A 25,930-nucleotide genomic window follows, 5' to 3' on the forward strand; every position below is an offset into this window, starting at 1 on the left:
CCGGTATCAGGCGGCCAGCGGGGTGGAAGCGGCGGCCTCGCGGCGACGGGCAGCGGCGTCAGCGCGACGATCCAGCGCGGCCTTGCCAGCCACCAGCAAACCGAGGCCAATGAATGCGCCCGGTGGCAGGATCATGAACAGGAATTGATAGTTCCAGTCTGCCGGAATGATGTGCAGCACCCAGGCTTTGGCCGAGGCACCAAACACCAGATCAATGCCCGAGAACAGCGTGCCTTTGCCGAGAATTTCACGCGCGCCGCCCAGCATTGCCAGCACTACGGTGCCGCCTATCCCCATCATGAAACCATCCATGGTGGACTGGATCACGCCGTTCTTGGAGGCAAACGCCTCAGCCCGGGCCAGCACAATGCAGTTGGTCACGATCAGCGGAATAAAAATGCCCAGCACGTTGTACAGCGCATGCATATAGGCATTCATGGCCAGCTGCACCACGGTCACCACGGCGGCAATGATCAGGATGTAGATCGGGTTGCGCAGTTCGTTCGGCACAAACTGGCGTAACAGCGCTACGGCGCCGCCGGAACATGCCATGACCAGCGCAGTGGCAATGCCCAGACTGGTGCCATTGACGAAGGAAGTCGTCATCGCCAGCGTTGGACACATACCCAGAATCTGCACTACGCCGGGGTTTTGCTTCCACACCCCGTTGTTGGTGATCGCACGGACTTCGTCGCGGGTAATCATGATGCAGCGCCTCCAAACAACTGCGCTTTGTGCGCAGTGACGTAAACCAGGGTTTTGCCCAGCGCTTTAACGACCGCGCGCGGGCTGATTGTTGCACCGGCGTGACTATCAAAGTCACCACCATCTTTTTTCACTTTCCAGCGTTCCAGCGGGGGATTACCCAAGCCTTTGCCATTGAACTGGTCTATCCAGTTCGAAATCTTGGAATCAATATAATCGCCCAGACCGGGTGTTTCTTTGTGATCTACCACGCGCACACCCAGGACCTGGCCATCAGGTGCCACGCCGATCAGCAATTTGATCTTGCCGGCATAACCATCCGGGGCGGTGGCTTCAACTACGGCACCTACTGTTTTCCCGGCTTTTTTGGCCAGATAAATCGGGGACGCGTCGGCGTTACCCAATTCGGCCGCTTCAGCCTTGGGCACCATGGTTTTATCGGCTAGCAGATTATTGTCGTACGACCCGGCCGGAAGTACCTGGGCAATCAAGGCGCGTTCTGCATCCGCCTGGTTCTTGTCCACAATGTCTTTGGTCAGCGCGTAGGTTCCCGCCATCAAGGCCGTGAACACACTCGTAAACGCCAGCAAAGTCAGCGCGCCACGCACGCCATTGGCAACCATCGTCTTCATGATTTGGCCCCGGCGTTTTTCTGTTTGCCTTTGCGACCAAACACAGCAGGTTGGGTGTATTGGTCAATAAACGGTGCGGCCAGGTTCATGATCAGCACGGCAAACGCCACGCCGTCCGGATAACCACCAAACACGCGAATCAGATACGTCAGCAAGCCAATCAGCGCTGCAAAAATAACGCGTCCCAGCGGCGTAGTCGGGCCTGTTACCGGATCGGTCACAATGAAAAACGCGCCGAGCATGGCCGCACCGCTGAACCAGTGGAACATCGGCGAAGTGTAGTGCGTCGGGTCAACCAGGTGGAAAATCCCCGCCATGCCGCCCAGCACCGCCAGGAAAGTCACCGGAATCTGCCAAGGGATCAGCTTTTGCCACAACAGGTACAAACCACCCAGCAAGTACGCGGCGGTAATCCATTCTGTACCCACGCCGCCGATCATGCCAAACAGCGGCTCGTGAAAGATATTGCTCATGCTGGCGTGTTGCATCAGCTGAGTCTTGACGGTATCCAGCGGCGTGGCCGAGGCCACGGCATCAAACGTCAAACCGGCAGGCAACTGGCCGGAGAAAATCCACGACAATTGCGCGGACCAATCCATGCTCTGCGGTGCCACACCCAATGGCGCGGCCCAGCGCGACATCTGCGCCGGGAAAGACACGATCATGATGGCAAAACCAACCATGGCCGGATTGAAGGTGTTCTGGCCCAAGCCACCGTACATGTGCTTGGCCAGACTGATCGACAACGCAGCAGCCACCACAATCATCCACCATGGAGCCAGCGGCGGGAACGACAACGCCATCAACCATGCAGTGACAATGGCCGAGCCATCAGTCACAAACGGCTTGATCGGATAGCCGCGCAGCTTCAGGCAGAACGCTTCAGTCGCCAGCGCAGTGGCCGTCGCCAGTGCAATTTGCACCAGAATGCCAATGCCGAAGGACCATGCGTAAACCACAATCGCCGGGACCAGCGCGGCGGCGACCTTGAACATGACCACTTGCAGTGGCGTGGGTTTGATAAAGAACGGGGATGTGTTCATCGTCGGTTGAGCTTTTCTTTATGTTTTGGGCTGCGTGCGGACATCAGGCATCAAGCGGTTACTCGCTCTTGTCTTGCTGTGCTTGCGCTGCGGCTTTTTCCGCTTTCCTGGCGGCAGCAGCCGCCATCGCAGCTTCAATTTTTGCTTTCTTTTCAGCGTCACGCGCCGCTTTTTCTTCCGGGCTCAAGGCGTCCAGTGCAGCTTTTTCGGCGGCGCGTTTTTCCATGGCCAGACGAATGCGTTCGGCTTTTTCCGGATCAAGCTGGCTGACTACCGGTTCTGGCGCAGGTGCGGCAACGGCTTCGCTCACCGGTACACTCACGGCATCCGGATCAACCGGCGTCAGCGGATCAGCCCCCGCTTGCGCGGCAGCGGCTTCTACCTTCTTGGCTGCAGCGCGTTCCATGGCGGCTTTGATCTTGGCAGCGCGTTCGGCATCGGCCGGATCGCTGGAAGCTGCGGCTGCATCATGCTTCTGTGCAGCTTTTGCGGCCAGGCGTTCGGCCTTTTCACGCTTCTCGCGTTCTTCACGGAAGATGCGGAATTCGTGGCGTTCACGCGCTTGATCGGCGGATTTCTTCAGTTTCTCGGCGGACCAGATTTCCGACTTGGAAAAGCGGAAGTAATCCACCAACTGGATATTGGACGGGCATACATACGCGCAAGCACCGCACTCGATGCAATCAAACAAATTGCGTTCTTGCGCCTTGCCAAAGTTCTTGCTCTTGCCGAACCAGTAAAGATCCATTGGCTGCAATTCTGCCGGGCATGCATCAGCGCATTTACCGCAGCGTATGCATGGCATTTCCACCGGCTTGGGCGGGAATAGCGCGCCACTCTTGGCGATGATGCAGTTACCGGCCTTGGACAGACCGACATCTGTACCGGGAATCTCGAAGCCCATCATCGGGCCGCCGTAGATATAGGCATCCGAATCAGCTTTGTTACCGGCAAAGGCCAGCAAGTCATCAATCGGCGTACCGATCAGCGCCTCGACATTGCCCGGACGCTCGACATTGCCGGTCAGCGTTACCACGCGGCTAATGACCGGTTCGGCGTGTTCCATGGCGCGATAAATGGTGTAGATCGTCGCCACGTTGAAACACTGCACGCCCAGATCGGTAGAGCGCACACCGGACGGGACTTCTTTGTTGGTCAGCAACTTGATCAGTTGCTTAGCGCCACCGGACGGGTACAGCGTCGGCACCACAACCACTTGAATCGGGAATTCGCACACCGCAATGGCCGCGCGCATGGCGTCGACAGCTTCGGGCTTGTTGTCTTCCACGCCAATCAGCACCTGCCGCGCTTGCAGCAGTTGCTGAACAATCTTGATGCCTTCGACAATCTGCACAGCGCGTTCGCGCATCAGCATGTCGTCGCAGGTAATGAAGGGTTCGCATTCGGCCGCGTTGATGACCAGCGTATCCAGGCCTTCTTTGGCCCCGCCAATTTTCAGGTGCGACGGAAATACCGCGCCGCCAAGACCCACCACGCCCATATCGCGCAAATAATCGCGAATCGCCCGGCCATCGGCATTGCGCCAGTCAAAGCGGTTGCGTTCAATCCAGCGGTCTTCACCATCGCTTTCGATGGTGATGCAATGCTCCAGCAAGCCGGATGGATGTGGCACCAGTTGCGGACCAACCGCTACTACTTTGCCGGATGTGGGCGCATGCACGGCGGCGGAGACAGAGCCATCCGCTGCGGCAATCATCTGCCCTTTCAGCACCAGATCACCCACCGCCACCAGGCTCTTGGCGATATTGCCAATGCTTTGATGCAGCGGCACCACCAGTTGCTTGGGGATTGGCCCTGCCACAATTGGCGTGCCGGTGGATTCATTTTTGTGTTCCGGTGGATGTACGCCACCGTGAAACGGAAAGAAATTATTGGCCAGTTCAGCGCGGGCGTTCATGCGGCGGCCTTTACAGTCAATGGAATGACGGGATAACGCCATTTCCAGGTCGTCACGGTTTCGCCAACGGTTTGCATGGAGATGCAATCCACCGGGCATGGCGCGATACACAGCTCGCAACCAGTGCACTCGCTTGAAACAATGGTATGCAGATGCTTGGCGGCGCCAACAATTGCGTCCACCGGGCAAGCCTGGATGCACAAAGTGCAGCCAATACAGGTGGCTTCGTCAATGATCGCCACTGCGCGGGGTTTTTCTTCGCCGTTTTCTGCGTTCAGCGGTTTGAATTCTTTGCCGAGCAAATCGGCCAGCTTGCGAATACCGTCTTCGCCACCCGGCGGGCAGCGGTTGATGTCTGCTTCGTCATTGGCAATGGCGGTGGCATACGGTTTGCAGCCAGGAAAACCACACTGACCGCACTGCGTTTGCGGCAGCACGGCGTCGATTTTATCAACCAGCGGGTCTTCGTCGACCTTGTAACGAATGGCAGCCCAGCCCAGCACTGCGCCAAGCAGTACCGCCAAAGCCGCCATGATGGCGAGAGCAAGAGTAAAGGTAAGCATAGATAGACGTTACTTCACCAGGCCTGCGAAGCCCATGAACGCCAGGCTCATAAAGCCGGCGGTAATAAATGCGATTGGCGTGCCCTTGAACGGCGCAGGCACGTCAGCGCCATCCAGTCGTTCGCGAATTGCCGCAAACAAGATCAGGATCAGGCTGAAACCGAAGGAGGAACCAAAGCCGAAAACCAGTGACTCAGTGAAGCTGTAACGTTGCGCCGAGTTGATCAGCGGCACGCCCAGCACTGCGCAGTTGGTGGTGATCAGCGGCAGGTAAATGCCCAGCACTTGGTACAGCACCGGGCTGGTTTTGTGGATGAACATCTCGGTGAACTGCACGATCGCGGCAATCACCACAATGAAAGACAGTGTGCGCAGGTATTCCAGATGCCAGCTCACCAGGAGTTGGTCAATCAGCCAGGATGAGCCCGAGCCCAGTGTCAGCACAAATGCGGTGGCAATGCCCATGCCGATAGAGGCTTCCAGTTTTTTGGAAACCCCCATAAACGGGCACAGGCCAAGAATACGCACCAGCACCACGTTGTTCACCAGCACGGCACCGACCAGCAATAACAGGTAATGATTCAATGCCATCGTCAGAATGGTCGCTATATCGATAAATCAGTCATTCGAGGCCCGGATTATCTAACTTCAGCATATACCGGGCAAGCTTTATATCCTGCTATTCATATAACCGATATGGCTTATCGAGTAAGCCAATTAAGCTATATGAATCAATGAGAAAGCGCCAGCGCTTGAATCCGGCCTGCTTTGGCCGGAAATTGAATCTGGCGCGGCGCCTTGGCCAAGGCGCGGCAAACCGCGCTTAATAACGGATTGAAGCGATCGCCTCAGCGCACTCTTCAACCAATACCGGCCCGCGATAAACCATCCCGCTATAGAGTTGCACCAGCGCGGCGCCCGCGTGAATTTTCTCGACCGCATCGTCACCCGACAAAATACCGCCCACGCCAATAATCGGCAGCGCGCCATCCAGCGCTTCGGCCAGTTCGCGAATCACCGAGGTCGACTTGGCCCGCACCGGCGCGCCAGACAAACCACCCGCCTCGGCCCCGTTCTTGTGATGCTCGACGCCCACACGAGACAAGGTGGTGTTGGTGGCGATCACGGCATCAATCTTGTGGGTGATCAAACGTTCGGCCACTTCCTGAATCTGATGTGAATCCAGATCAGGTGCGATCTTCAACGCCAGCGGCACATAGCGGCCATGTTTGTCGGCCAGTTCTTGCTGACGTTGTTTCAGCGCGGCCAGCAAGCTGGACAACTCATCGGCCTGCTGCAATTGCCGCAAGTTCTTGGTATTGGGTGAAGAGATATTCACCGCGACATAACTGGCGTGCTCGTACACCTTGTCGAGGCAAATCAGGTAGTCCTCAACCGCACGCTCAATCGGCGTATCAAAGTTTTTGCCGATGTTGATCCCGAGAATGCCCTTGTATTGTGACTTGCGAACATTCTCGACCAGCTTGTCGACACCTTCGTTATTGAAGCCCATGCGGTTGATGATGGCTTCTGAATCCGCCAGCCGGAACATGCGCGGCTTGGGATTACCCGGTTGCGGGCGCGGCGTTACGGTGCCGATTTCAATAAACCCGAAACCCAGATCGGCCAAGGCGTCGATGCAATCACCGTTTTTGTCCAGACCAGCCGCCAGCCCCACCGGATTGGGAAACTCGATCCCCATTACTGTGGTCGGGCAAGACACCTGCCCCGGCAAAAAGGCACGCAGCAAACCCAGGTCATGCATGAAGTTCAGACCGCCCATAGTGAAATGGTGCGCCGTCTCGGGCTTGAGCATGAATAACAGGGGACGAACGAGAGGATAAGGCATCAGGTTTCGATTTTATTAGTAAGTCGGTTTGCAGCAGCGCCAGCCCGCATCAGTCATAAGACTCGGGCCGACAGGTCATCAATCAGGGCTTGCGATTCACGGCAGCATCAAAGGTATTCTGCATCAATGTGGCGACCGTCATCAGGCCAACACCGCCCGGCACTGGCGTAATCCACGCCGCGTGTTGTTTTGCGACATCAAATTCGACATCGCCGCACAATTTGCCATCGGGCAGACGGTTGATACCGACGTCAATCACAATTGCGCCGGGCTTGATCCACTCGCCCTTCACAAAATTGGGAATACCGACACCGGCCACCACCACATCAGCACCGCGCACCTTGCCGGCCAGATCTTTGGTCTTGCTATGGCACACCGTCACCGTGGCCCGCGCGAGCAATAGTTCGAGCGCTTGCGGGCGACCGACAATATTGGATGCGCCAACCACCACGGCGTCCTTACCGATCAGATCAATACCGGTTCTTTCCAGCAAGGTCATTACGCCACGCGGAGTGCACGGGCGCAGCAACGGCATCTTCAGCGCCAGGCGACCAATGTTGTATGGATGAAAACCGTCGACGTCTTTAATCGGGTCGATCAATTCAATAATCTTTTCGGCATTGATATGTGCTGGCAGCGGCAATTGCACCAGGATGCCATCCACCGCGTCGTCTGCATTCAGTCTGGCTACCAGCGCCACCAGTTCAGCTTCGGTCGTGCTTGCCGGCAAATCAAACGCCAGCGAGGTAATACCCGCGTTTTCCGACTGGCGCTTTTTATTGCCAACATACACTTGCGAGGCTGGATCACTCCCCACCAGCACCACGGCCAGCGCCGGGGCGCGATGACCGGCGGCCTTGCGTGCTTCAACCTGAGCCCGGACTCCCTGAATGATTTCTTGCGAAATAACTTTTCCGTCGAGAATTTGCGCTGTCATGGGGCGGGCTCCGGCACTGTTTTTTAAGTTAAGGAGCGCATTCTCTCATTTTTCCTGCAATTCTCTCAATCTTCGGCTTGACGCCTCGAAACAAGGTCGTTATAGTCTCGCTCTCTTGTTCGGGGCGTAGCGCAGTCTGGTAGCGCACCTGGTTTGGGACCAGGTGGTCGTGAGTTCGAATCCCACCGCCCCGACCCGACTTCCATGCTAACTGCATGATAAAAAGAAAATGTAGCCTTATCTTGGCGCCCGTAGCTCAACCGGATAGAGCAACGGCCTTCTAAGCCGTAGGTTACAGGTTCGATTCCTGTCGGGTGCGCCAACTAATATTAATTAGGTGGCATATTCCGGACTAGATATCTGTTCAGTTAGTTAGTACTTGTTTCAATGGTGGCTGTAGCTCAGTTGGTAGAGTCCAGGATTGTGATTCCTGTTGTCGTGGGTTCGAGCCCCATCAGCCACCCCAAGCAATTCAAGCATTTAGCCCAGCTCTTCGAGTTGGGCTTTTTGTTTTCTGCTGCGTGCAAAGTCGCTTTGCAGAAACCGGTTGGCACTTTGCCATCTTGGTAAATTTGCGACAACGAATCAAATTCCTTTTGTTCCTCTTCTGTATTAAAAGCTCCCACCGCGCACAAAGCCAGCATGATGCCCTGCCCTCGCGCCCTTCCCGGCTCGCCCCTCTCTCTTGTCCACTGTTTTGCCTGCCAGCGCCCACATTCCTTTCGTTCCAGTTATGCCTGCGAATCGCCTGCACCTTTGCAACGTTAGCCGGCTTTAACGATTTTTAGCCCATCGTGCGACGGCTTTCCAGTAATTCACCAGCCTGTTTCTGAGTCGCTGCAGCAAGAAATGCCTTTGTTTTTAAACGTCTTGTGCTCCTGTCATAACTCGCCATGTTCATAAGAAGCCAGGCGATCCGGGCAGGTGTTGCATATGGCTGGATCAATTATCACGGTCTGGAAAGCCGCTCCCCAATGCCGGTACCTACCGATGTTTTCTTGCGCCAAGCCTACGGTTCAACATCTGTCATGCTGAGGTATTGGCGCCGTGAACCAAGGGCTGTTGCGGATTCGCATCCTATTTGTACGACAAGATACGGTCCCCCGAGCAACGAGCAAGCATCAATTGCTACTCCCGTCGCACCGTCGACCGTTCGACGAATTCCATATCACCGGGATGCCAATTTGCCTGGCCGCTTACCAGGAGAAAAGCGCGGCCGGAGCCTTGGGTTTCGGGGCATTCCGTTTCAGCTTGCTGTCAGCCATAGCAAGCAACAACTGGTCGACGTCGTAACCGGACAATAAATAGTGTTTATTCCAGAGCGGCCGCTGTTTACAACATACAACACTATTCAAGAGTGCTGGATATGACATGTGAAATACGAAATCATGGCGTCACGACGACCGTCCACCAAGGGACCAGATAGTTTATATGCAGCTCAAACCCCGCACTGGATTCGCATTCAGTCGTCTTTCGATTCCGCTGCGGGTTGCCATCGCTTTGCCGGTGGCGCTCATCCTGGCGGCGTCCGTGGGTTTGCAGGCCATTACCCAACATGACAACACCACCCGCCTGATCGACACCACCAGCATCCGCATCGTGGATGCGCTGACGGTCACCACCAGCAATCGCCTGGCCAATTTTCTGGAAGTCCCCTTCGCTGCGCAGCGTGCCGTTGCCGATAGCATCGTCCGGTACAACCTCTACACGCCCGGCGATATGCAGCCGATTTATCGCCATATCTACGGCACGTTTCACAATCTCTATCAGGACCAGACCCAGATCAGCGTGCTGGCGTTTGGGGGCGAGAACACCGATTTTGTCGGCATTCGCCGCAAGGATGAGCATTACAACCTGATGCTCAAAGACGCATCGACCCACGGCGACCTGCGCATCTACAAAGAAGAAATTCCCGGCGCCACCGCTGCGGCCTATCCGCAATACGACCCTCGCACGCGCCCGTGGTATGCGCCGTTTGCCAAATCCGGGCAGCCGGGCTGGTCGGATATTTATGCCAATTACGACGAATATGCTGAAGTCACCATCAGCGCCGCCAGCCCGGTCAAGCAAGGCGACAAACTGATCGGCGTTACCGTGGCCGATGTAAAACTGACCGATTTGAACAAATTTCTGCGCGAGGAATCCTTGCGCGGCTCAGGCCAGGTTGCCATTACCGACGCCGCCGGACTGCTGGTGGCCCATTCGGGAACGGGTTCGGTACTGGCCGATGGCAAAGGCAAAATTGCACGCGGCCAACGCCTGAGCCTGGCGCAAAGTGATGACCCGGCCCTGCGTGCGGCGGCCCCGCTGGTGGCCCAGGCGCCGCTGGACAAGGCCACCGGTTTTCACGAAACCTTCGATGGCAGGGCCTATAGCGGTCGCGTTACGCCATATATAGATACCCGTGGTCTGCACTGGCGCATTGTGACGCTGGTGCCGGATTCAGATCTGGTGGGCGATATCCGCGCCAGCACCCGACGCACAACGAAGTGGATTGCCGGTTTTGCCCTTGCCGGCCTGTTGCTGGGGCTATGGGCTATCGGTCTGGTAACTCGCCCTATCCATCGGGCCGCGCGCGCTGCCAACCGCCTGGCAGACGGCGACTGGCAGACCAAAATCGACAAACGCAGTGCGATCCGTGAAACCGCCACGCTGGTCAAAGCATTCAATACCATGGCGCAGCAGGTGAAAATTGCTTTCAACACCATGCGCGACCAGCTACGGCTGGATGGCCTGACTCAGCTGCTCACCCGCCAAGGCCTGCTGGAAGAAGTCTACTGGCCGCGCCCGCGTCCGGCGGTGCTGTGTTTGATCGGTCTGGATGGCTTTCGAGCCATCAACGACAACCTTGGCTACGAAACCAGCAATCGCTTGCTGCAGGCCATTGCCGAGCGCATGCGCGCCAGCCTGCCGGATTCCGTGCTGCTGGCCCGCGTCGGTGGCGACGAATTTGCACTGATCCATCTGGAGCCGACCACCGCAACACCGGAAATCAGCGCGCAGATTCAGGCGCTGTTTGCAACGCCATTTACCTCTGGCGGCGACGAGATCATGGTGGGCGCTTCGATCGGCATCGTCGAAGGACTGCTCACTTCTGAAGCCTTGCCGGAGTGGCTGCGCAATGCCAGCGTGGCCTTAGGCGAAGCCAAACGGCGGGCACGCATGTCCTGGGTGATCTTTGAGCCGGACATGATGGAACAGTCCCGCGAGCTGGCCTTGCTGACCAATGATTTGCGCCACGCGCTGGAACACGAACAGTTCCTGGTGCATTACCAACCCGTCATCCGTATGGCCGATGGTCAAATCTGCGGTGTCGAAGCCTTGGCCCGCTGGCAGAGCCCGACGCGCGGCATGGTGCCGCCCGCAATGTTTATTCCGATTGCCGAAGCGTCGGACCTGATCCTGACCTTGGGCGGCGTGATCTTGCGTACCGCAGCCCGCGATATCGCCCAGCTGCAGGATCAATTGCCAGCTGGATTTGAACTGCATGTGAATGTGTCGGCGCGGCAGCTGATCCAGTCTGACTTCATCACCACGCTGCATCAGGCCCTGCACGAAAGCGGTTTGCCACCGCATCATCTGACACTGGAACTCACTGAATCGGTACTGCTGGAACAAGGTGGCCAAACCGTGGAACGCCTGCGCGAAATTCGTGCGTTGGGTGTGAAGATCGCCATTGATGACTTTGGCACTGGTTATTCCTCGCTTTCCTACCTCGGCAACCTGCCGTTTGATTGCCTCAAGATCGACAAGAGTTTTGTAAAAAACCTCTGTGATTCATCACAAGATGCCGCCATCGTGGCGGCCGTGCTGCAAATGGCCGCAGGCTTTGGCGTCACAGTGGTCGCCGAAGGCGTAGAAACCGCAGCCCAGGCGCAACGCCTGCAAGAACTGGGTTGCAGCCACGCGCAAGGTTACTGGTTTGGTCGCCCCGGGCCGCTGGCGGCAATCAAGTGGAGCTAGCCGTATCACTCCAGCCCGCGCTGGCTTGCGCGCGTTGATTCACGCCAGCTCCGGGCGGAGCATGCTATGTTTGTGCTTTCCGCCCATTGCTGCTGGAGCCTGCCCGTGCAACGAATGATCTCGCTGGAGGGCGCACGCAATGTGCGCGATCTGGGCGGACTGATTGGTCAGTCTGGCCAGCCGCTGCGCCGGCATCGCTTTGTGCGGGCCGATAGCCTGGAAAGCCTGCATGCCATGGATGTGATCCGCCTGCTGGAATACGGCATCACCATCGACATTGATCTGCGCAGCAAACACGAACGCCAGCAATGGGGTGACGCGCTGAGTAATATCGCTGAAGTCGATTACGTACCGGTGCCACTGCTGGATGGGCTGGAACAACATCTGGCCAGCTTGCCCGCCAGCTTGGGCGAGTTATATGTGGCGGCGCTCCAGCATTGCCAGCACGGTTTTCGCGATATTTTCCAGACCATGGTGGCGCAACCCGACGCCGGGATTTTGTTCCATTGTTCGGCCGGGAAAGACCGCACCGGCATGATCGCCGCCTTGTTGCTGGATCTGGCTGGCGTGTCACACTCGCAGATTGTGCTCGATTACGCGCAAAGCGCCTCCAACCTGACGGGCCTGCTCGACAAACTGGCCGAACAAAATGCCTCTGAACTCAAGCACCTGCTGGGTTCTGAACCTGAACACATGGCGCTGTTCTTGTCCGAACTCTCTCAACAGCATGGCGGCGCGCCAGGTTATCTACGGCATATCGGGCTGGATCAGGCAGCGGTCGCCACTTTGCGCAGCAGCATGTTTGAGGCCGCTTGAGAGACTTTTGGTGAATCACATTTGCTGGCGTAAACGGTCTATCCACCAACGCAATGCCGGGCCGACCGGTTGCCCAATGCGTGATGCCACGTGCATCGCCAGTTGCATGCCCTCCTGCGGATGCATCGGCAAAGGTAAAGTTACCAATCTTCCTGCCGCCAGATCATCAGCCACCCAATGCGTGGGCATATAACCCCAACCCATCGCCGCCAGCAGCATGGCGTGTTTGACGCCCAAGTCAGATAGGCGCCACGTGGTCGGAGAGATCACGCCGTAATCCTTGCCTTCAGTCAGCGCGCTGCGATCGGTCAGCACCAGTTGCACATGTTCTTGCAGCGTGGCGCGGTCCAGCGCCCCGGCGTATTTCACCAGCGGATGGTCGGGTGAAGCTACGGCAATCACCCGAATTGGCGCCAGTGAAAAACCGTCCAGCCCGTCGGGCAACTCAGGCATGGTCGCCAAGATGCCCAGTTGCGCGCTGCCACTGAGGACGCGCTCGGCCACCGCGCCCAGGGCTTCAACATACAGTTTGAAGGTCACACTGGGAAAGGCCGCGCGAAAGTCATTCAAACACCCCAGCAATTGCTGCAGCGGGTAATACACATCCACTGCGAGCGCGAGTTCGGCTTCCAGCCCATGCTCGATGGCCGAGGCGCGCGCCTGCAGGCGGTCAACGCGTTCCAGAATGGCGTGGGCATCACGCAGTAAGGCCTCGCCAGTGCTGGTGAGCTTGGGGCGATAGCCACTGCGGTCGAATAGCAAAATGCCCAACTGTTGTTCCAGCGTGGCGATGGTGTAACTGACCGCCGACTGGGTGCGGCCAATGCTGCGCGCGGCGGCCAGGAAGCTGCCAGCGCGGACCACTTCGGCAAATACGCGCAGTTGTTCTAACGAGATGCGTTCAAGATTCATGAGTTATTTATATCAAATTTTTCGATATAGATCATAAAGAGATGCATAGTTTGTTCATACATCCGCCCGGACTAAGATACGTCTAACGCTCCAGCAAGGAGCCGTAACCGACACGGAGATTCACCATGACCAAGCTGCAATTCCCTACCGTTGCCCATTCGCGTGAAGTCGAGCGGCTGGTCAATGGCGTACCAACCACCGACGGAGCCGGGGTGCGCCTGACCCGCGTGCTTACACACGACCTGCAACGGCGCCTTGACCCGTTTCTGATGCTCGATGCCTTCCGCTCCGATAACCCGGACGATTACATCGCCGGCTTTCCTAGCCATCCGCACCGTGGTTTTGAGACCGTGACTTATATGCTGAATGGCCGCATGCGCCATCGCGACAATGCCGGTAACGAAGGCTTGCTGAGCGAAGGTGGCGTGCAATGGATGACCGCTGGTCGCGGCATCGTGCATAGCGAAATCCCGGAACAACAAGACGGCATGATGGAAGGCTTTCAATTGTGGGTGAACCTGCCCGGCAAGAACAAGATGATTGCGCCGTGGTATCGCGACATTCCGGCAGCCGACATCCCGGTGTATCCGCTGGAAAACGGCGGCGCGGTGAAGCTGATTGCGGGTTCGCTGCATGCGGCGCCAGGTGCCATTACGCGTGACGACACTGAACCGCTGTATCTGGACATCACGGTGCCAGCAGGCGAGTCGGTGAGCATTCCGGTGGCGGCGAGCCATAACGCCTTTATCTACGTCTATCGCGGCGAGGTAAGCGTAGGTGGGCGTGCGGTGAAGTCCACGCAGATGGGTTTGCTCGGCAACGGTGCCGATTTTGATGGCGTAACTGTTAGCGCCGGTGGGCAAGAAGCCAAACTACTGCTGATTGCGGGCAAGCCATTGAATGAGCCAATTGTGCAATGGGGCCCGTTCGTGATGAATTCACGTGAGCAGGTAGAACAAGCCATTCACGACTATCAAGCTGGCCGGTTCTGAGCCATATTGAACTGACTCATACACTCACAACGCCGGGCGTTACCGAATACGCCCGGCGTTTTCCTGTCTGCGGAGATTTTCATGTCTGAATTGATCCATATCACCGGGCGCGCCGAAACCGTTGGCGGCCTGCCGATTTCACGCCTGCTGCCCGCATTGCAACGCCGCGCTGTCGGTCCGTTTGTGTTTGTTGATCACATCGGCCCCGCCACACTGGTGCCAGGGCAAGGACTGGATGTGCCGCCGCACCCGCATATCGGGCTGGCGACCGTGACTTACCTGTTCGAAGGCATTCAGTTGCACCGCGACACGTTGGGCAATGAAGTCACCATCGTGCCGGGCGACGTAAACCTGATGAGCGCCGGGCGCGGCATTGCGCACTCCGAACGCACTCCCGCCGATGCCCGCAATGGCGGCAATCTACATGGCGTGCAAACCTGGCTGGCTTTGCCACGCGAACTGGAACAAAGCTCGCCGCATTTCGAACATTACGATTCGGCGGTGTTGCCGCGCTTTGGCGAAGATGGCGTCAGCGTGCATTTGTTGATCGGCCAGATGTTCGGGCATATCTCACCAGTGGCCGTGCCCTCTTCCACGCTCTACGCGGTGATTGATCTGGCTGAGGGTGCCGAGTTGGTTATTCCCGCCGATTATGCCGAAAGCGCTGTGCTGTTGATTAGCGGTGCAGCTACCGCCGCAGGCGAAACTCTGGGCGCCAACGAACTGGTACTGCTGGCAGCGGATTCCGCTACACCGCTGCGTGCCAGCGATGCCTCGCGCATCTTGTTATTGGGTGGCGCACCGCTGGATGGTCCACGCACCTTGTGGTGGAATTTTGTCGCCAGTGATCGTGAATTGATTGAGGCCGCCAAAGTCGCCTGGCAGGAAGATCGCTTTGGCAGCATCCCCAACGAAACCGAGCGTTTGCCGCTGCCGATCAAACGTGCCAGCGTAGATTGACCGACGCTCGCCGCGAGCTTGCTACAATGCTCGTGAATCACCGTATCTAACCGGGAGTGCTCCGGGCGATACCGCGTGATTCACGAGCATTTTTTATGTCTTCTTTTCAATCCATCTGAATCAGGCAACCGTAATTCATGGCCGATCTCACCTTCTTCTGGCACGACTACGAAACCTTTGGCGTGGTGCCGCGGCGTGACCGCCCGGCCCAGTTTGCCGGTATCCGCACCGATGCCGAGCTCAACGAGATCGGTGAACCCATCGAGCTGTTTTGCCAGCCCGCGCCGGACTTTCTGCCCGATCCGCAATCGTGCCTGATCACCGGGATTACCCCGCAGCATTGCCAGCAAGTGGGCGTGCCCGAGTACCAGTTTGCCGCTGCGGTTGAACGCGCGCTGGGCGAGCCGGGCACGGTGGGCGTGGGTTACAACTCGATCCGCTTTGATGATGAAGTCACCCGCTTCATGTTCTGGCGCAATCTGCTCGACCCGTATGCCCGCGAGTGGCAAAACGAATGCGGTCGCTGGGATTTGCTCGATACCGTGCGTACCGCCTATGCCTTGCGCCCGGAAGGCATTGAGTGGCCGACCAATGAGGAAGGCAAGGTCAGTTTCAAGCTGGAAAACCTGACTCAGGCAAATGGCCTGGCGCATGAAGCGGCACACGACGCCTTGTCTGACGTGCGTGCCACCATCGCGCTGGCCCGGTTGATCCGTGAGAAACAACCACGCCTGTTTGATTTCTGCCTGAATCTGCGCAAGAAAGATCAGGTGCTGAAAGAGATTGGCAGCGAACCCCGCGCCTTTTTCCACGTATCCGGCATGTTCGGCGTGGAACGCGGCTGCATCGCGCTGGTATGGCCGCTGGGCTGGCATCCATCCAACAAGAATGAACTGATTGTGTGGGACCTGGCATTTGACCCAGCCGAGCTGGCTGGCCTGAGCCCGCAAACCATCCGTGAGCGCATGTTCACGCGGCTGGCCGATCTGCCCGAAGGCACCAGCCGCTTGCCGATCAAGACCATCCATATCAACAAGTCGCCTATCGTGATCAGCAACCTCAAGATTCTCACACCGCAAATGGCCGGAAAATGGGGCGTCGATATGCAGCAGGCTCTGGCATATGCAGACGCGTTCGCCAGCCAGAGCAAGGTGGATTGGGCCGCGGTTTATCAGCGCGAACCGCTACCGCCGCTGGATGTGGATGAAGATCTCTACGGCGGGTTTATCAATAACAACGATCGACGCACGCTCAACCAGTTGCACGGGCTGGATGGCGCGGCGCTGGCCAGCAAGCGCGTGCAGTTTGAAGATCGTCGGCTGGAAGAACTGCTGTTCCGCTATCGCGCCCGCAACTTCCCCGAATCGCTGAACGAAGAAGAACAAAACCACTGGCAGCAATTGCGGGTGGAGCGGCTGATTCAGGGTCGCGACGGTTATCGCACATTGGAAAGCTTTGCCGAGAGCATCGACACGCTCTCCGAAACTGTCGATGACCGTGGCGCGGTAGTGCTTGAGGCCCTGTATGACTACGCCGAATCCATCGCGCCAGAGTGGTAACAGGTGCGCAACCCGCGCCGCAGGGTGCGGGTTGCAGTGGCAAAACAAAGCAGTAAGATGAGCGGACCTAAAACAACAAGCAGCGCGATAGCCGCTGACTAAGGGATCCGACTCATGCTCGCCAGAATCACCCGCCTGTTTCCGCTGTGGGCAATACTGCTTTCCGTCATCGCTTACCGCAGCCCCGCCACTTTCAGCCCGATTCAATCGCATACCGCGCTGCTGCTGGCGACCATCATGTTCACTATGGGCCTGACGCTCACGGTGGCTGATTTCAAACGGGTGCTGACCCGGCCAGCACCGGTAATCGCCGGGATTGTGCTTCATTACATTGTCATGCCGTTGGCCGCCTGGTGTCTGGCCAAGGCCTTCCATATGCCCGCAGACCTGGCGACTGGCATGATCCTGGTCGGCAGCGTAGCCAGTGGCACGGCATCCAATGTGATCATCTATCTGGCGGGCGGTGACGTCGCATTGTCGGTCACCATTTCTTCGCTCTCTACGCTGGTCAGCGTGGTGGCGACGCCACTACTGACACGGCTGTATGTAGATGCATCCATCACTGTCGACATGCTGGGCATGCTGCTCAGCATTCTGCAGATCGTGATCCTGCCGATTGCGTTGGGTCTGGTGATCTACCGCTTTTTCAGCAGTGCCGTGCGCAAAATCGAGCCATGGTTACCGTTGATCTCGATGACGGCAATTGTAGTGATCATTGCCGCCATCGTCGCGGGCAGCCAGAAGAACATCGCCTCGGTTGGCGTGGTGGTGATCATCGCGGTGATGCTACACAACGCCATCGGTTTGCTCGGCGGATACTGGGGCGGCAAATTGCTGGGTTTTGAGGAATCAGTCTGCCGCACCTTGGCGATTGAAGTCGGGATGCAGAATTCCGGGCTGGCCGCGCAATTGGGCAAGACCTATTTCAGCGCGCTGGCAGCATTGCCCGGCGCGCTGTTTTCGGTCTGGCACAATATTTCTGGCGCGCTGCTGGCTGGCTATTGGCAAGGCAAACCGGCAAAGACTGCTCGTGCGGCAGCCGCCGAGTTGGCCGAGCAGCAGTGAAACCTCTAGCAACATCAGGTTCGTACTTCAAAGCGCAAACCTGACTGCGGCGGCAACATTGAGCGGTGGGTTACGCCGGAGGGCTAACCCACCCTACGCTTGGCGAGCAATCCCGCCCATCAATCCTTCAGACCTTCCCACAATGTGGCCAGTAGCGTATCGGTGTGGTCTTCGGTGTATTCCCAGAAGAACGCTCCGGCCAGCTTGCGCTCTTTGAGAAACGCCAGTTTGTGGCTCAGCGATTCGGCATCTTCGTAGCTGACAAAAGTGTCGTTGTACAACAGCCACGGCGCTTTGGCGTCGTCGTCCCAGTAGCGGACTGCGCCGTCCGGCAGCAACTTGCCGACGATATCGTCGTAGTTGATTGAGGTATTGCTCTTGGGCGTGCCCGGCGCGCCCAGACCAGCCTTGCCAACACCATCCAGACCTCGCCCGTAAAACGCGCAACCGAGCACCAGCTTGTCCGCGGGCAGGCCGTTGGCGATAAACAAATCCACCGAACGCTGGCAGCTGTCGCCTTCCGGATCGCCCAGCGTGTTGAACAGATTGGTGTGATGACCGGCCTTGGTGGCCCAGCCGTTGTAGTAGTCGTAGGTCATCAGGTTTACGAAATCACACAGCCGCGCGACCTCGGCCATTTCGACGCCATCCAGATAATACTGGCCAGCACCGGCGGCAATCGTCAGCAGGTAGCGCGCTTTGCCTGTGCGACCTTCAGCATCGGACAATTGATCGAGGCGCTCACGCAGCGCGCCCAGCATCAAGGTGAAGTTATGTTGATCTTCTGGCCGCGCCACGATGCTGGCCATGTTGTTGGACGGGTATTCCCAATCCAGATCGATCCCGTCCAGCCCACGTTGAGTCATGAACGCAATGGCAGAATCAGCAAAGATGGCGCGCGATTCGTCCGTCAACGCGGCATCGGAAAAACCATCCGCGCCCCAGCCGCCAATCGAGATCAGCAGTTTCAGTTGCGGATTAACGCCGCGCAGTTCATGCAACTTGGCAAAGTGTTCTTCCGAGCGCGGTTGGTGGCCCGCGTCATCCTCACCGGTCAGCAACACCACCTTGCCGTCGCGGATGTTGGCGAAGGCATAGCAAATATGAGTCAGACGCTGGGCATCGCGCAGCAGCGGCAATGCGCTCCAGTCGCGCCATCCAGCAAAATACGCCAGCAAGATATTCGACATATGAAACTCCACTCTCAATCGGTTTCGAATTGGCCGGGATGATGTGCATCCTCTTGTGGACATTATGCGATGAGCCATCTGCGGTCAGGCAGAATGGGGCAAGCCGGGTCAATTCTGATAACGGTCGCATTCGGGGAGCAGGCCTCTGTGGCATTGCCAAAAGCAGAACACCTCGTGTTAGACGAGGTGTTCTGGTCAGAGCCAATCCTGCAGGCACGACGTTACAGCGCGGCGATGACCGTAAATTCAACCTTGTAGCGTGGATCAGCCAGTTTGGCTTCAACCGTGGTGCGGGCTGGCGTGTGGCCCGGCGCTACCCAAGCCGACCATGCGGCGTTCATTGCATCGTATTCGTTGATCACGTCGGGCAGGTAGATGGTGACCGTCAGAATTTTGGTTTTATCAGAACCCACTTCGGCCAGCATGCGATCAACCGCCGCCAGCGCCTCTTCGGTCTGGCCTCGGGTATCTTTGTCGAGCGACTCGGCGATCTGGCCGGCCAGGTAAACCGTGTTGTTATGTACCACGATCTCCGACATGCGCGGCCCGACGTGATAACGCTGAATACTGGACATGGGTTTTCCTTCCAATGCAGATAGAGGTGGGATCGTTGCTCTGCCCCTTGTTTATGCCTCAGTGCGGGCATGGCGGGCGAGCTACCAGACGTATTGTCGCGCCAATAAACAAAAAGGCGAACCCGAAAGTTCGCCTTTTATATTTTGCCAGTCAGTGATGACAGCAAATCAGACTGCAGCAACCCGGCGCAGACGCATCGAGAAATCATGCAGTGCCGCGATACCGCTAGCCTCAGCACGGGCGCACCAGTCTTGCAGATGCACCAGCAGTTCAGCACGGCTCAGGCTGGAACGCTCCCACAGACGGGTCAGTTCCTGGCGCATCTGGTAAACCTGATCCAGCACGGAGCTTTGGGCCAGTAGTTTGTCCAGGTGCGGCTTGTCGTCAGCCGGTGTGTCTTTGGCATCTTGCTTGAGCCACACCTTCATCTGCCGTGCCGGATTGAAATCGGCAGTCGGCAATGCGGCGTTGGCACGCAATTTATCCAGTTCTTCACCCACGGTTAGCTTGAGCGATTTGGCATAGTTGGCGGCGATGGTATAGCGATTGGCAATAATGGCGGCTAGCGCGTGTTCATCCAGCTCCATGCGGCCATCAACCATCTTCATGCGCGGCGCAACCTTGCGCACTTTGGCCATTTTCAGAACGGACAAACAGCGGATATACGCCCAGCCCAAGTCGAATTCCCACCACTTGTTGGAGAACTTCGCCGAAGTCCCGAAGGTGTGATGGTTGTTGTGCAGTTCTTCGCCGCCAATGATGATACCCCAAGGCACCAGATTGCGGGATGCATCTTCACATTCGAAATTGCGGTAGCCAAAGTAGTGACCGATACCGTTGATCACGCCTGCGGCCCAGAACGGGATCCACATCATTTGCAGCGCCCAGATCCACAAGCCGTTGGCACCAAACAGGGACAGGTTGATGATGGCCATCAACGTTGGGCCCATGATGCTGTGTGGGGTATAGACATTGCGCTCAAGCCAGTCGTCAGGCGCACCAACGCCGTACTTCTCGATCGTCTCTTTGTTCTTGGATTCCTGGCGATACAGTTCCGCGCCTTCCCACATGACCTTTTTCAGGCCCAGTACTTGCGGGCTGTGCGGATCTTCAGCGGTTTCGCAACGCGCGTGGTGTTTACGGTGAATCGCCACCCATTCTTTGGTGACCATGCCGGTGCTCAGCCACAACCAGAAGCGGAAGAAATGGCTGGGAATTGGATGCAAATCCAGGCCGCGATGGGTCTGGTTACGATGCAGATAAATCGTTACCCCTGCGATCGTGATATGGGTAAAAACCAGCATAACCACGATATAGCCCCACCAGGGCAGGTCGATCAGGCCGTTCAGCCATTCCATCAAGAAACTCTCCAGAACAAAGGGTGCCGTTGTCATATTTCTTAATATGAATCAAAGGCGAACGAGATATTACAGAATAATTGCTTGCAGCGCGCAACCGTTCGTATGTTTAGAGCCACAGCCTGGCTAGTTGTCGGGCGCTCCAACGGTTTTATTGGGTTCCGGCGGGGCATAACCTTGCAAATTACCATCGCCAGCGAGCTTGTTCGATGGTTCAAAGTGCACCACATCCAGGCGGTTGAACGGAATATTGATGCCATGCCGCTTGAACAGGTGCCAGACCCGCAGGTTGATTTCTGACTTCAAACTACCCTGCCCGTTCTCCGGATCCTTGATCCAGAAGCCCACCGATACATTCACCGCACTATCGCCAAAGCTGTCCAGATACGGGAAGGGTTTGGGGTCTTGCACCACCCGCTCAAGCCCTTCTGTGGCTTGGACCAGCAACTGCAGTACAAGGTCCATATCCGACTCATAACCGACGGTGAACGCCAGCTTGGTCCAGATTTTCTTGTCGGTGTAAGACTGGTTGACCACAGTGGACGTCACCAGTGTGTCGTTTGGCACCAGTGCTTCCGTACCATCCAGCCCTTTGAGCACGATATAGCGTGAGGTCAGGCGCGAGATCACACCCTGGCGATCGCCAATCTGCACCAGATCACCCAGACGTACCGAGCGATCCAGCAAGATGATGAAACCCGACACGTAATTGGAGGCAATCTTTTGCAGACCCAGCCCCAAGCCAACACCCAGAGCGCCGCCAAAGACCGACAGTACGGTAGGGTCGATTCCCACCAGTGGCAGCGCAACCAATACGGCCATCACCACCAAGAGCGTCTGGATGATCTTGGTCAGCATCACCCGCAAACTGGTGTCGAGCATGTCCGCGCGCATCAACCAGCGTTCGGCCAGACGACTTAACCACATCGCCACCAGCATGGTACCGGCGACGGAAGCCAGACCTTGCAGGATGGTGAGCACAGAAATACGCTGGTGGCCCAGATGAAAGCTGATGTCGTCCAGCGAATCAGCAATCTCCGGCAGGATGCCAACCACGTGCAAAGCGTACGCAAGCCAGATTAGCGCGGCGATGCGCCGTTCCCACCGCCCAACCCATGGCGCCTCGTTGAATACATGGCGCAACAGATAGGCAATGACGCTGATGTTGACCATGGCCAACAGCAGCACATCGGCCACACCGATCAAGCGAAAGGCAATAGTCGGGTAGATCGTCGCCAGCACCACCGTACCGAGTTTGGTTACGGTGAGTGCTGTAAGCGGGAAAATCAGCCGGATAACGCCCTGCCCCAGCCACTGCCAACGCGATTGCTCGCTATATAACTGCGGCTTGAGGAAATGGTAGAGGATCACCCCAGCTAGCACGGCGACCAGCACCACGCCCATCTGGCTGACCAGATCTGGCCGGATCCAGCCATGCTGATTGATATCGCCGATCAGCTCGGCGACCAGATTCTCACGCGGGGTCATTGCGACTCGCGAATGCGTTTAAGGGTTTCGGTCGTTGATGTGGCATACATGAAGGGAATGGAATGAACCTGGCCGCCCCAGCCCAACACTTCAGTGCTACCGACAATCCGGTCTATGGCCCAATCGCCACCTTTAACCAGGATATCCGGCCGGATCTGCATGATCAGATCATAAGGCGTATCGGCATCAAACCAGGTCACCAGATCGACGCTTTGCAACGCAGCCATGACGCTCGCGCGTTTGATCTGGTCGTTGATCGGGCGATCCGGCCCTTTGCCTTGCCGACGCACAGAAGCATCGGTGTTGAGCGCAACAACCATCGCCGCACCCAGCGCCCTGGCTTGAGCCAGGTAAGTGACATGCCCACAATGCAGGATGTCAAAACAGCCATTGGTAAACACCAGTGGCCGCGCCAGATGCGCGATTCGCCCGGCCAGTTGTTCTGGCGGGCAAATCTTCTTTTCAAAATCCGGGTGAGGGTATTGCGAGACTGTCATTGACTCAGGCCTGACCGAGGTTCGCGACCAATTGTTTGCGGTAGCGATTCAGATCAGTGGCAGTTTCAAAGGTTTCACCAAACAGGCTCGAAAGATTGCGCAAGATACCGCCCACTACGCGACCTTCCCATTCCTTGCCAAACTGGATTTGTGTATCCAGCCAGTTTTCCAGCCATTCCGGATCAGGCAAACGGCTTTGAATGGTGTCGTTCGGGTACAGCTCTTTATTGACGTGCAGATTGGTCGGATGCAGTGGCTTGCCGGTCCGGGCGGACGACGCCATCAACATGCCGATCTTGGCAAAGGCCAGACGGGCTTCATCACCCAGCTTGTCTATCGCACGCTTCATGTACTTGAGATATGCGCCACCGTGACGGGCTTCATCGGTAGACAGCGTTTTGTAGATTTGCTTGATGACCGGCTCGGTATGCCATTCAGAAGCACGGCGATACCACTGGGTCAGGCGCACTTCGCCGCAGAAATGCAGCATCAGCGTTTCCATCGGCGGAGCCGGATCAAACTCGAAACGCACGGCATGCAGTTCTTCTTCGGTCGGTGCCAGCTCCGGACGGAAGCGGCGCAGGTATTCCATCAATACCAGCGAGTGCTTCTGTTCTTCGTAAAACCAGATCGACATGAAGGCAGAGAAGTCGGAATCATCTTTGTTGTCGCGCAAAAACATCTCGGTGGCAGGTAAAGCGGACCACTCGGTGATTGCGTTCATCTTGATCGTCAACGCCTGCTCGTCGCTCAACTTGCTCGCGTCAAACTGATCCCATGCGATATCGTCCGCCATATCCCAGCGGGCTTTCTCAAGATCAGCGAAAAGTTGGGGGTAAAGCATTCAATCGACTCCTGCGGCGACAGTTCTAATTAGGAAAGTGAAACTTCCTAATTAGACAGGCAGATTCGGATCAGGGCAAGGCATTTCAAACGCCATACATGAGAATGTAAGGCATTACCAAACCATTGTGGTGCGCACGCCAACACTGTAATCGGGGATACACCCCAACTTGCGCCAAGTAAAAATCCTCAGACAAACGGGCTTACAGCAGCGGTGAAAACAGCCTGGCCCACGCTTCGCCGAACGCTGCCACACGGGTAAGTTTGCGCGGATGCACCACGCGCGTGCATTCAGACAGATCATCGTAAAAACGCTGGGCGAGTGCATCCGCCAAGGGCGCACCATAGGCCAGCACGCTCACTTCGAAGTTGAGTCGAAAGCTGCGATTATCAAAATTGGCGGTGCCAATGGCCGCATATTTATCGTCCACCACCAGTGTTTTGGAATGCAGCATGCGCCCGGTGTATTCCCAAACCCGCACACCAGCGATGATCAGTTCGTCAAAATAAGAACGCGCCGCCTCGGTTACAATCCAGGAGTCGCTGCGATGTGGCACCATAACCTGTACATCTACCCCGCGCAAAGCGGCATTAGTCAGCGCGATCATCGCGCCTTCATCGGGCACAAAGTAGGGGGTTGCCAGGCAAATGCGTTTTTCTGCCGTATTTATCGCGGCCAGATACGCACGGTAAATCGGCGCCCAATCATTGTCAGGGCCCGATTGCAGCACTTGCACTATGTGCTTGCCTTCAGGTGGCTCAACATAAGGCAGGGGCTGGGGGCGTTCACCGGTGGTATAAAACCAATCCTCTAGAAACACTTGCTGCAACTGCTCAACTACTGCGCCTTCAAGTCGCAAATGCAGATCGTGATAGGCGAGCGGATTGCTGCGTTCATCTTCTTCGTCAGTGATATTGATACCGCCGGTAAACCCAACGGTGCCATCACAAATCACCAACTTGCGGTGAGTGCGCATGTTAATGACGGGGCGCAAGCTGCGAAAAGTAGTCTCATGGAAAAAAGCAAGCTCTCCACCGGCTTGCAGCAGCGGCGCCAGAAAGCGACGGTTACAGCGCTTGGAACCAAGTGCATCCAGCAATAGCCGGACCTGCACACCCTGGCTGGCTTTACGGGCCAGCAAGTCACGCAAGGCAGTGCCAATCTGGTCTGGCTCGTAGATGTAATACTCAAGATGCACTTGCTGGGTCGCGGCTTCAATAGCGGCGAAAATGGATTCGTAAGTTGCGCCGCCATCCACCAGCAAATCAAACCGGGTACAGGTGACTGGGGGCATCTCGGTGGTTGCCTGGCCCAAACGCGCCATTTGCGTGGCATACACCGGCGGAGAGCGGCCTTGGGCACTCCCCTGCTGACTCAAGCCAAGCCGACGCTTACTCGCCGCCCGGCGCAATCGCTTGCGTTTGATTTTCTGCGGGCCAAATACATAGAAAATCAGCAAGCCAATCCACGGTAGCGCAGCCAGAGAAAGAATCCAGCTGAGCGTAGCGACCGGCGCCCGACGCTGCCAGATAATCATGACCGACAATACCAGCAGGTAGAACACCCACAAGGTGGAAACGACCCAAGTGATAGTCACACGACATCCAGGACTTGTTTTTGATTGCCCAGAGAGTAGCAGGCGTGTGCAGGAAGGGTAAGGGGAAGGGCAGGTTTTGCCTTGCGCGCCTTGCGCACGGTGCAAAGCAAAACGCCCGGTACAGGTTCCTGTCCGGGCGTTCAAAGGGGTGTCTGGCAATGACCTACTTTCACACGGGTAATCCGCACTATCATCGGCGCTAAGTCGTTTCACGGTCCTGTTCGGGATGGGAAGGCGTGGGGCCAACTCGCTATGGTCGCCAGACGTAACTGGTTAGAGTCACGACTGTTATTCGTCGCTGCTCTGATTCTGGAAGAAGCTGCAGGCAAAGCCTGCTGTTTAGCGTGGCCGGTCCGGTTTTCACCCTGACCCACCACCGACTCAATTCGTTCGTATCGTATTACTTGGGGTTGATTCGTACTTTCGTACTTCTGTTCGAGCTCGTCACCAACACAACCCGAAACAA

At 57.0% G+C, this 25,930-nt stretch carries 22 protein-coding genes, 3 tRNA genes and 1 rRNA gene; 9 read left to right on the plus strand and 17 right to left on the minus strand.

What is annotated here, in order from left to right; genetic code table 11:
- Window positions 1-6 precede the first annotated feature (6 nt).
- The 8 genes from N7220_RS06875 to folD all read right to left on the minus strand — a co-directional run bounded on the left by N7220_RS06875 (window position 7) and on the right by folD (window position 7,647).
- The gene (locus tag N7220_RS06875) at window positions 7-705 is read right to left on the minus strand and encodes an electron transport complex subunit E (RefSeq protein ID WP_283150722.1); all 699 of its coding nucleotides are present in this window, start codon (window positions 703-705) and stop codon (window positions 7-9) included.
- Window positions 702-1,337 carry an electron transport complex subunit RsxG gene (gene rsxG / locus N7220_RS06880; protein ID WP_283150723.1) on the minus strand — a complete coding sequence of 212 codons (636 nt, stop codon included), beginning with the start codon at window positions 1,335-1,337 and terminating at the stop codon, window positions 702-704. Before rsxG ends, N7220_RS06875 begins: the two co-directional genes overlap by 4 nt.
- Complete coding sequence (locus N7220_RS06885; RefSeq protein WP_283150724.1) at window positions 1,334-2,380, minus strand: RnfABCDGE type electron transport complex subunit D; 1,047 nt, start codon at window positions 2,378-2,380, stop codon at window positions 1,334-1,336. Before N7220_RS06885 ends, rsxG begins: the two co-directional genes overlap by 4 nt.
- Window positions 2,381-2,438: 58 nt before the next feature.
- Window positions 2,439-4,298 carry an electron transport complex subunit RsxC gene (gene rsxC / locus N7220_RS06890; protein ID WP_283150725.1) on the minus strand — a complete coding sequence of 620 codons (1,860 nt, stop codon included), beginning with the start codon at window positions 4,296-4,298 and terminating at the stop codon, window positions 2,439-2,441.
- Window positions 4,295-4,861 carry an electron transport complex subunit RsxB gene (rsxB, locus tag N7220_RS06895; protein ID WP_283150726.1) on the minus strand — a complete coding sequence of 189 codons (567 nt, stop codon included), beginning with the start codon at window positions 4,859-4,861 and terminating at the stop codon, window positions 4,295-4,297. Before rsxB ends, rsxC begins: the two co-directional genes overlap by 4 nt.
- 9 nt (window positions 4,862-4,870) lie before the next feature.
- Entirely contained in the window at window positions 4,871-5,452 is a 582-nt protein-coding gene (gene rsxA / locus N7220_RS06900; RefSeq protein ID WP_283150727.1) for an electron transport complex subunit RsxA, read from the minus strand.
- Between the two features lie 232 nt (window positions 5,453-5,684).
- Window positions 5,685-6,710 (minus strand): quinone-dependent dihydroorotate dehydrogenase, encoded by a 1,026-nt coding sequence (locus N7220_RS06905; RefSeq protein ID WP_283150728.1) that lies wholly within the window; start codon window positions 6,708-6,710, stop codon window positions 5,685-5,687.
- Window positions 6,711-6,792: 82 nt separating this feature from the next.
- Complete coding sequence (gene folD / locus N7220_RS06910; RefSeq protein ID WP_283150729.1) at window positions 6,793-7,647, minus strand: bifunctional methylenetetrahydrofolate dehydrogenase/methenyltetrahydrofolate cyclohydrolase FolD; 855 nt, start codon at window positions 7,645-7,647, stop codon at window positions 6,793-6,795.
- Window positions 7,648-7,767: 120 nt separating this feature from the next.
- Here folD and N7220_RS06915 point away from each other — a divergent pair.
- The 5 genes from N7220_RS06915 to N7220_RS06935 all read left to right on the plus strand — a co-directional run bounded on the left by N7220_RS06915 (window position 7,768) and on the right by N7220_RS06935 (window position 12,426).
- Window positions 7,768-7,841 (plus strand) — tRNA-Pro (locus N7220_RS06915).
- 51 nt (window positions 7,842-7,892) lie between these two features.
- A tRNA-Arg gene (locus N7220_RS06920) sits at window positions 7,893-7,969 on the plus strand.
- 68 nt (window positions 7,970-8,037) lie between these two features.
- Window positions 8,038-8,113 (plus strand) — tRNA-His (locus tag N7220_RS06925).
- Between the two features lie 965 nt (window positions 8,114-9,078).
- Window positions 9,079-11,610 (plus strand): bifunctional diguanylate cyclase/phosphodiesterase, encoded by a 2,532-nt coding sequence (locus tag N7220_RS06930; RefSeq protein ID WP_283150730.1) that lies wholly within the window; start codon window positions 9,079-9,081, stop codon window positions 11,608-11,610.
- Window positions 11,611-11,724: 114 nt separating this feature from the next.
- Window positions 11,725-12,426, plus strand: coding sequence for a tyrosine-protein phosphatase (locus N7220_RS06935; protein WP_283151409.1), 702 nt, complete (start codon window positions 11,725-11,727; stop codon window positions 12,424-12,426).
- 15 nt (window positions 12,427-12,441) lie between these two features.
- Here the strand turns inward: N7220_RS06935 and N7220_RS06940 are convergent, their stop codons facing one another.
- Window positions 12,442-13,338: a LysR family transcriptional regulator gene (locus tag N7220_RS06940; RefSeq protein ID WP_283150731.1), complete on the minus strand. Its 897-nt coding sequence runs from the start codon at window positions 13,336-13,338 to the stop codon at window positions 12,442-12,444.
- Window positions 13,339-13,463: 125 nt separating this feature from the next.
- Between N7220_RS06940 and N7220_RS06945 the strand changes: the two genes are divergently transcribed.
- The 4 genes from N7220_RS06945 to panS all read left to right on the plus strand — a co-directional run bounded on the left by N7220_RS06945 (window position 13,464) and on the right by panS (window position 17,914).
- The gene (locus N7220_RS06945; protein ID WP_283150732.1) at window positions 13,464-14,330 is read left to right on the plus strand and encodes a pirin family protein; all 867 of its coding nucleotides are present in this window, start codon (window positions 13,464-13,466) and stop codon (window positions 14,328-14,330) included.
- Window positions 14,331-14,411: 81 nt separating this feature from the next.
- A complete protein-coding gene (locus N7220_RS06950) occupies window positions 14,412-15,290 on the plus strand; it encodes a pirin family protein (RefSeq protein WP_283150733.1) in 879 nt (292 codons plus the stop codon).
- A gap of 137 nt (window positions 15,291-15,427) precedes the next feature.
- Window positions 15,428-16,849 (plus strand): exodeoxyribonuclease I, encoded by a 1,422-nt coding sequence (sbcB, locus tag N7220_RS06955; protein WP_283150734.1) that lies wholly within the window; start codon window positions 15,428-15,430, stop codon window positions 16,847-16,849.
- A 114-nt stretch (window positions 16,850-16,963) separates the two neighbouring features.
- A complete protein-coding gene (panS, locus tag N7220_RS06960; protein WP_283150735.1) occupies window positions 16,964-17,914 on the plus strand; it encodes a ketopantoate/pantoate/pantothenate transporter PanS in 951 nt (316 codons plus the stop codon).
- 119 nt (window positions 17,915-18,033) lie between these two features.
- On the opposite strand, the gene N7220_RS06965 is transcribed toward panS, so the two are convergent.
- The 8 genes from N7220_RS06965 to rrf form a co-directional block, all read right to left on the minus strand.
- Window positions 18,034-19,104 (minus strand): glycoside hydrolase family 18 protein, encoded by a 1,071-nt coding sequence (locus tag N7220_RS06965; protein WP_283150736.1) that lies wholly within the window; start codon window positions 19,102-19,104, stop codon window positions 18,034-18,036.
- Between the two features lie 221 nt (window positions 19,105-19,325).
- Window positions 19,326-19,679 carry a RidA family protein gene (locus N7220_RS06970; RefSeq protein ID WP_283150737.1) on the minus strand — a complete coding sequence of 118 codons (354 nt, stop codon included), beginning with the start codon at window positions 19,677-19,679 and terminating at the stop codon, window positions 19,326-19,328.
- 168 nt (window positions 19,680-19,847) lie between these two features.
- The gene (locus N7220_RS06975) at window positions 19,848-21,038 is read right to left on the minus strand and encodes a DesA family fatty acid desaturase (RefSeq protein WP_283150738.1); all 1,191 of its coding nucleotides are present in this window, start codon (window positions 21,036-21,038) and stop codon (window positions 19,848-19,850) included.
- Window positions 21,039-21,164: 126 nt separating this feature from the next.
- Window positions 21,165-22,526, minus strand: a complete 1,362-nt coding sequence (locus N7220_RS06980) for a mechanosensitive ion channel family protein (protein ID WP_283150739.1) — start codon at window positions 22,524-22,526, stop codon at window positions 21,165-21,167.
- A complete protein-coding gene (gene rfaE2 / locus N7220_RS06985; RefSeq protein ID WP_283150740.1) occupies window positions 22,523-23,023 on the minus strand; it encodes a D-glycero-beta-D-manno-heptose 1-phosphate adenylyltransferase in 501 nt (166 codons plus the stop codon). Before rfaE2 ends, N7220_RS06980 begins: the two co-directional genes overlap by 4 nt.
- 4 nt (window positions 23,024-23,027) lie before the next feature.
- Complete coding sequence (locus tag N7220_RS06990; RefSeq protein ID WP_283150741.1) at window positions 23,028-23,867, minus strand: ferritin family protein; 840 nt, start codon at window positions 23,865-23,867, stop codon at window positions 23,028-23,030.
- A 202-nt stretch (window positions 23,868-24,069) separates the two neighbouring features.
- A complete protein-coding gene (gene cls / locus N7220_RS06995; protein WP_283150742.1) occupies window positions 24,070-25,464 on the minus strand; it encodes a cardiolipin synthase in 1,395 nt (464 codons plus the stop codon).
- 150 nt (window positions 25,465-25,614) lie between these two features.
- A 5S ribosomal RNA gene (rrf, locus tag N7220_RS07000) occupies window positions 25,615-25,728 on the minus strand.
- Between the last annotated feature and the right edge of the window lie 202 nt (window positions 25,729-25,930).

The organism is Silvimonas soli, assembly GCF_030035605.1.
GTDB classification, from domain to species: domain Bacteria; phylum Pseudomonadota; class Gammaproteobacteria; order Burkholderiales; family Chitinibacteraceae; genus Silvimonas; species Silvimonas soli.

What these genes read in the sequence shown, in the direction of transcription:
- N7220_RS06905 (WP_283150728.1), bottom strand. Translation starts at nt 6,710, where the DNA reads ATGCCTTATCCTCTCGTTCGTCCCCTGTTATTCATGCTCAAGCCCGAG.
- N7220_RS06980 (WP_283150739.1), bottom strand. Translation starts at nt 22,526, where the DNA reads ATGACCCCGCGTGAGAATCTGGTCGCCGAGCTGATCGGCGATATCAAT.
- rsxB (WP_283150726.1), bottom strand. Translation starts at nt 4,861, where the DNA reads ATGCTTACCTTTACTCTTGCTCTCGCCATCATGGCGGCTTTGGCGGTA.
- N7220_RS06970 (WP_283150737.1), bottom strand. Translation starts at nt 19,679, where the DNA reads ATGTCCAGTATTCAGCGTTATCACGTCGGGCCGCGCATGTCGGAGATC.
- N7220_RS06875 (WP_283150722.1), bottom strand. Translation starts at nt 705, where the DNA reads ATGATTACCCGCGACGAAGTCCGTGCGATCACCAACAACGGGGTGTGG.
- rsxG (WP_283150723.1), bottom strand. Translation starts at nt 1,337, where the DNA reads ATGAAGACGATGGTTGCCAATGGCGTGCGTGGCGCGCTGACTTTGCTG.
- folD (WP_283150729.1), bottom strand. Translation starts at nt 7,647, where the DNA reads ATGACAGCGCAAATTCTCGACGGAAAAGTTATTTCGCAAGAAATCATT.
- rsxC (WP_283150725.1), bottom strand. Translation starts at nt 4,298, where the DNA reads ATGAACGCCCGCGCTGAACTGGCCAATAATTTCTTTCCGTTTCACGGT.
- N7220_RS06945 (WP_283150732.1), top strand. Translation starts at nt 13,464, where the DNA reads ATGACCAAGCTGCAATTCCCTACCGTTGCCCATTCGCGTGAAGTCGAG.
- panS (WP_283150735.1), top strand. Translation starts at nt 16,964, where the DNA reads ATGCTCGCCAGAATCACCCGCCTGTTTCCGCTGTGGGCAATACTGCTT.
- N7220_RS06930 (WP_283150730.1), top strand. Translation starts at nt 9,079, where the DNA reads ATGCAGCTCAAACCCCGCACTGGATTCGCATTCAGTCGTCTTTCGATT.
- N7220_RS06885 (WP_283150724.1), bottom strand. Translation starts at nt 2,380, where the DNA reads ATGAACACATCCCCGTTCTTTATCAAACCCACGCCACTGCAAGTGGTC.
- N7220_RS06965 (WP_283150736.1), bottom strand. Translation starts at nt 19,104, where the DNA reads ATGTCGAATATCTTGCTGGCGTATTTTGCTGGATGGCGCGACTGGAGC.
- N7220_RS06975 (WP_283150738.1), bottom strand. Translation starts at nt 21,038, where the DNA reads ATGGAATGGCTGAACGGCCTGATCGACCTGCCCTGGTGGGGCTATATC.
- N7220_RS06940 (WP_283150731.1), bottom strand. Translation starts at nt 13,338, where the DNA reads ATGAATCTTGAACGCATCTCGTTAGAACAACTGCGCGTATTTGCCGAA.
- N7220_RS06935 (WP_283151409.1), top strand. Translation starts at nt 11,725, where the DNA reads ATGATCTCGCTGGAGGGCGCACGCAATGTGCGCGATCTGGGCGGACTG.
- N7220_RS06950 (WP_283150733.1), top strand. Translation starts at nt 14,412, where the DNA reads ATGTCTGAATTGATCCATATCACCGGGCGCGCCGAAACCGTTGGCGGC.
- sbcB (WP_283150734.1), top strand. Translation starts at nt 15,428, where the DNA reads ATGGCCGATCTCACCTTCTTCTGGCACGACTACGAAACCTTTGGCGTG.
- rsxA (WP_283150727.1), bottom strand. Translation starts at nt 5,452, where the DNA reads ATGGCATTGAATCATTACCTGTTATTGCTGGTCGGTGCCGTGCTGGTG.
- rfaE2 (WP_283150740.1), bottom strand. Translation starts at nt 23,023, where the DNA reads ATGACAGTCTCGCAATACCCTCACCCGGATTTTGAAAAGAAGATTTGC.
- N7220_RS06990 (WP_283150741.1), bottom strand. Translation starts at nt 23,867, where the DNA reads ATGCTTTACCCCCAACTTTTCGCTGATCTTGAGAAAGCCCGCTGGGAT.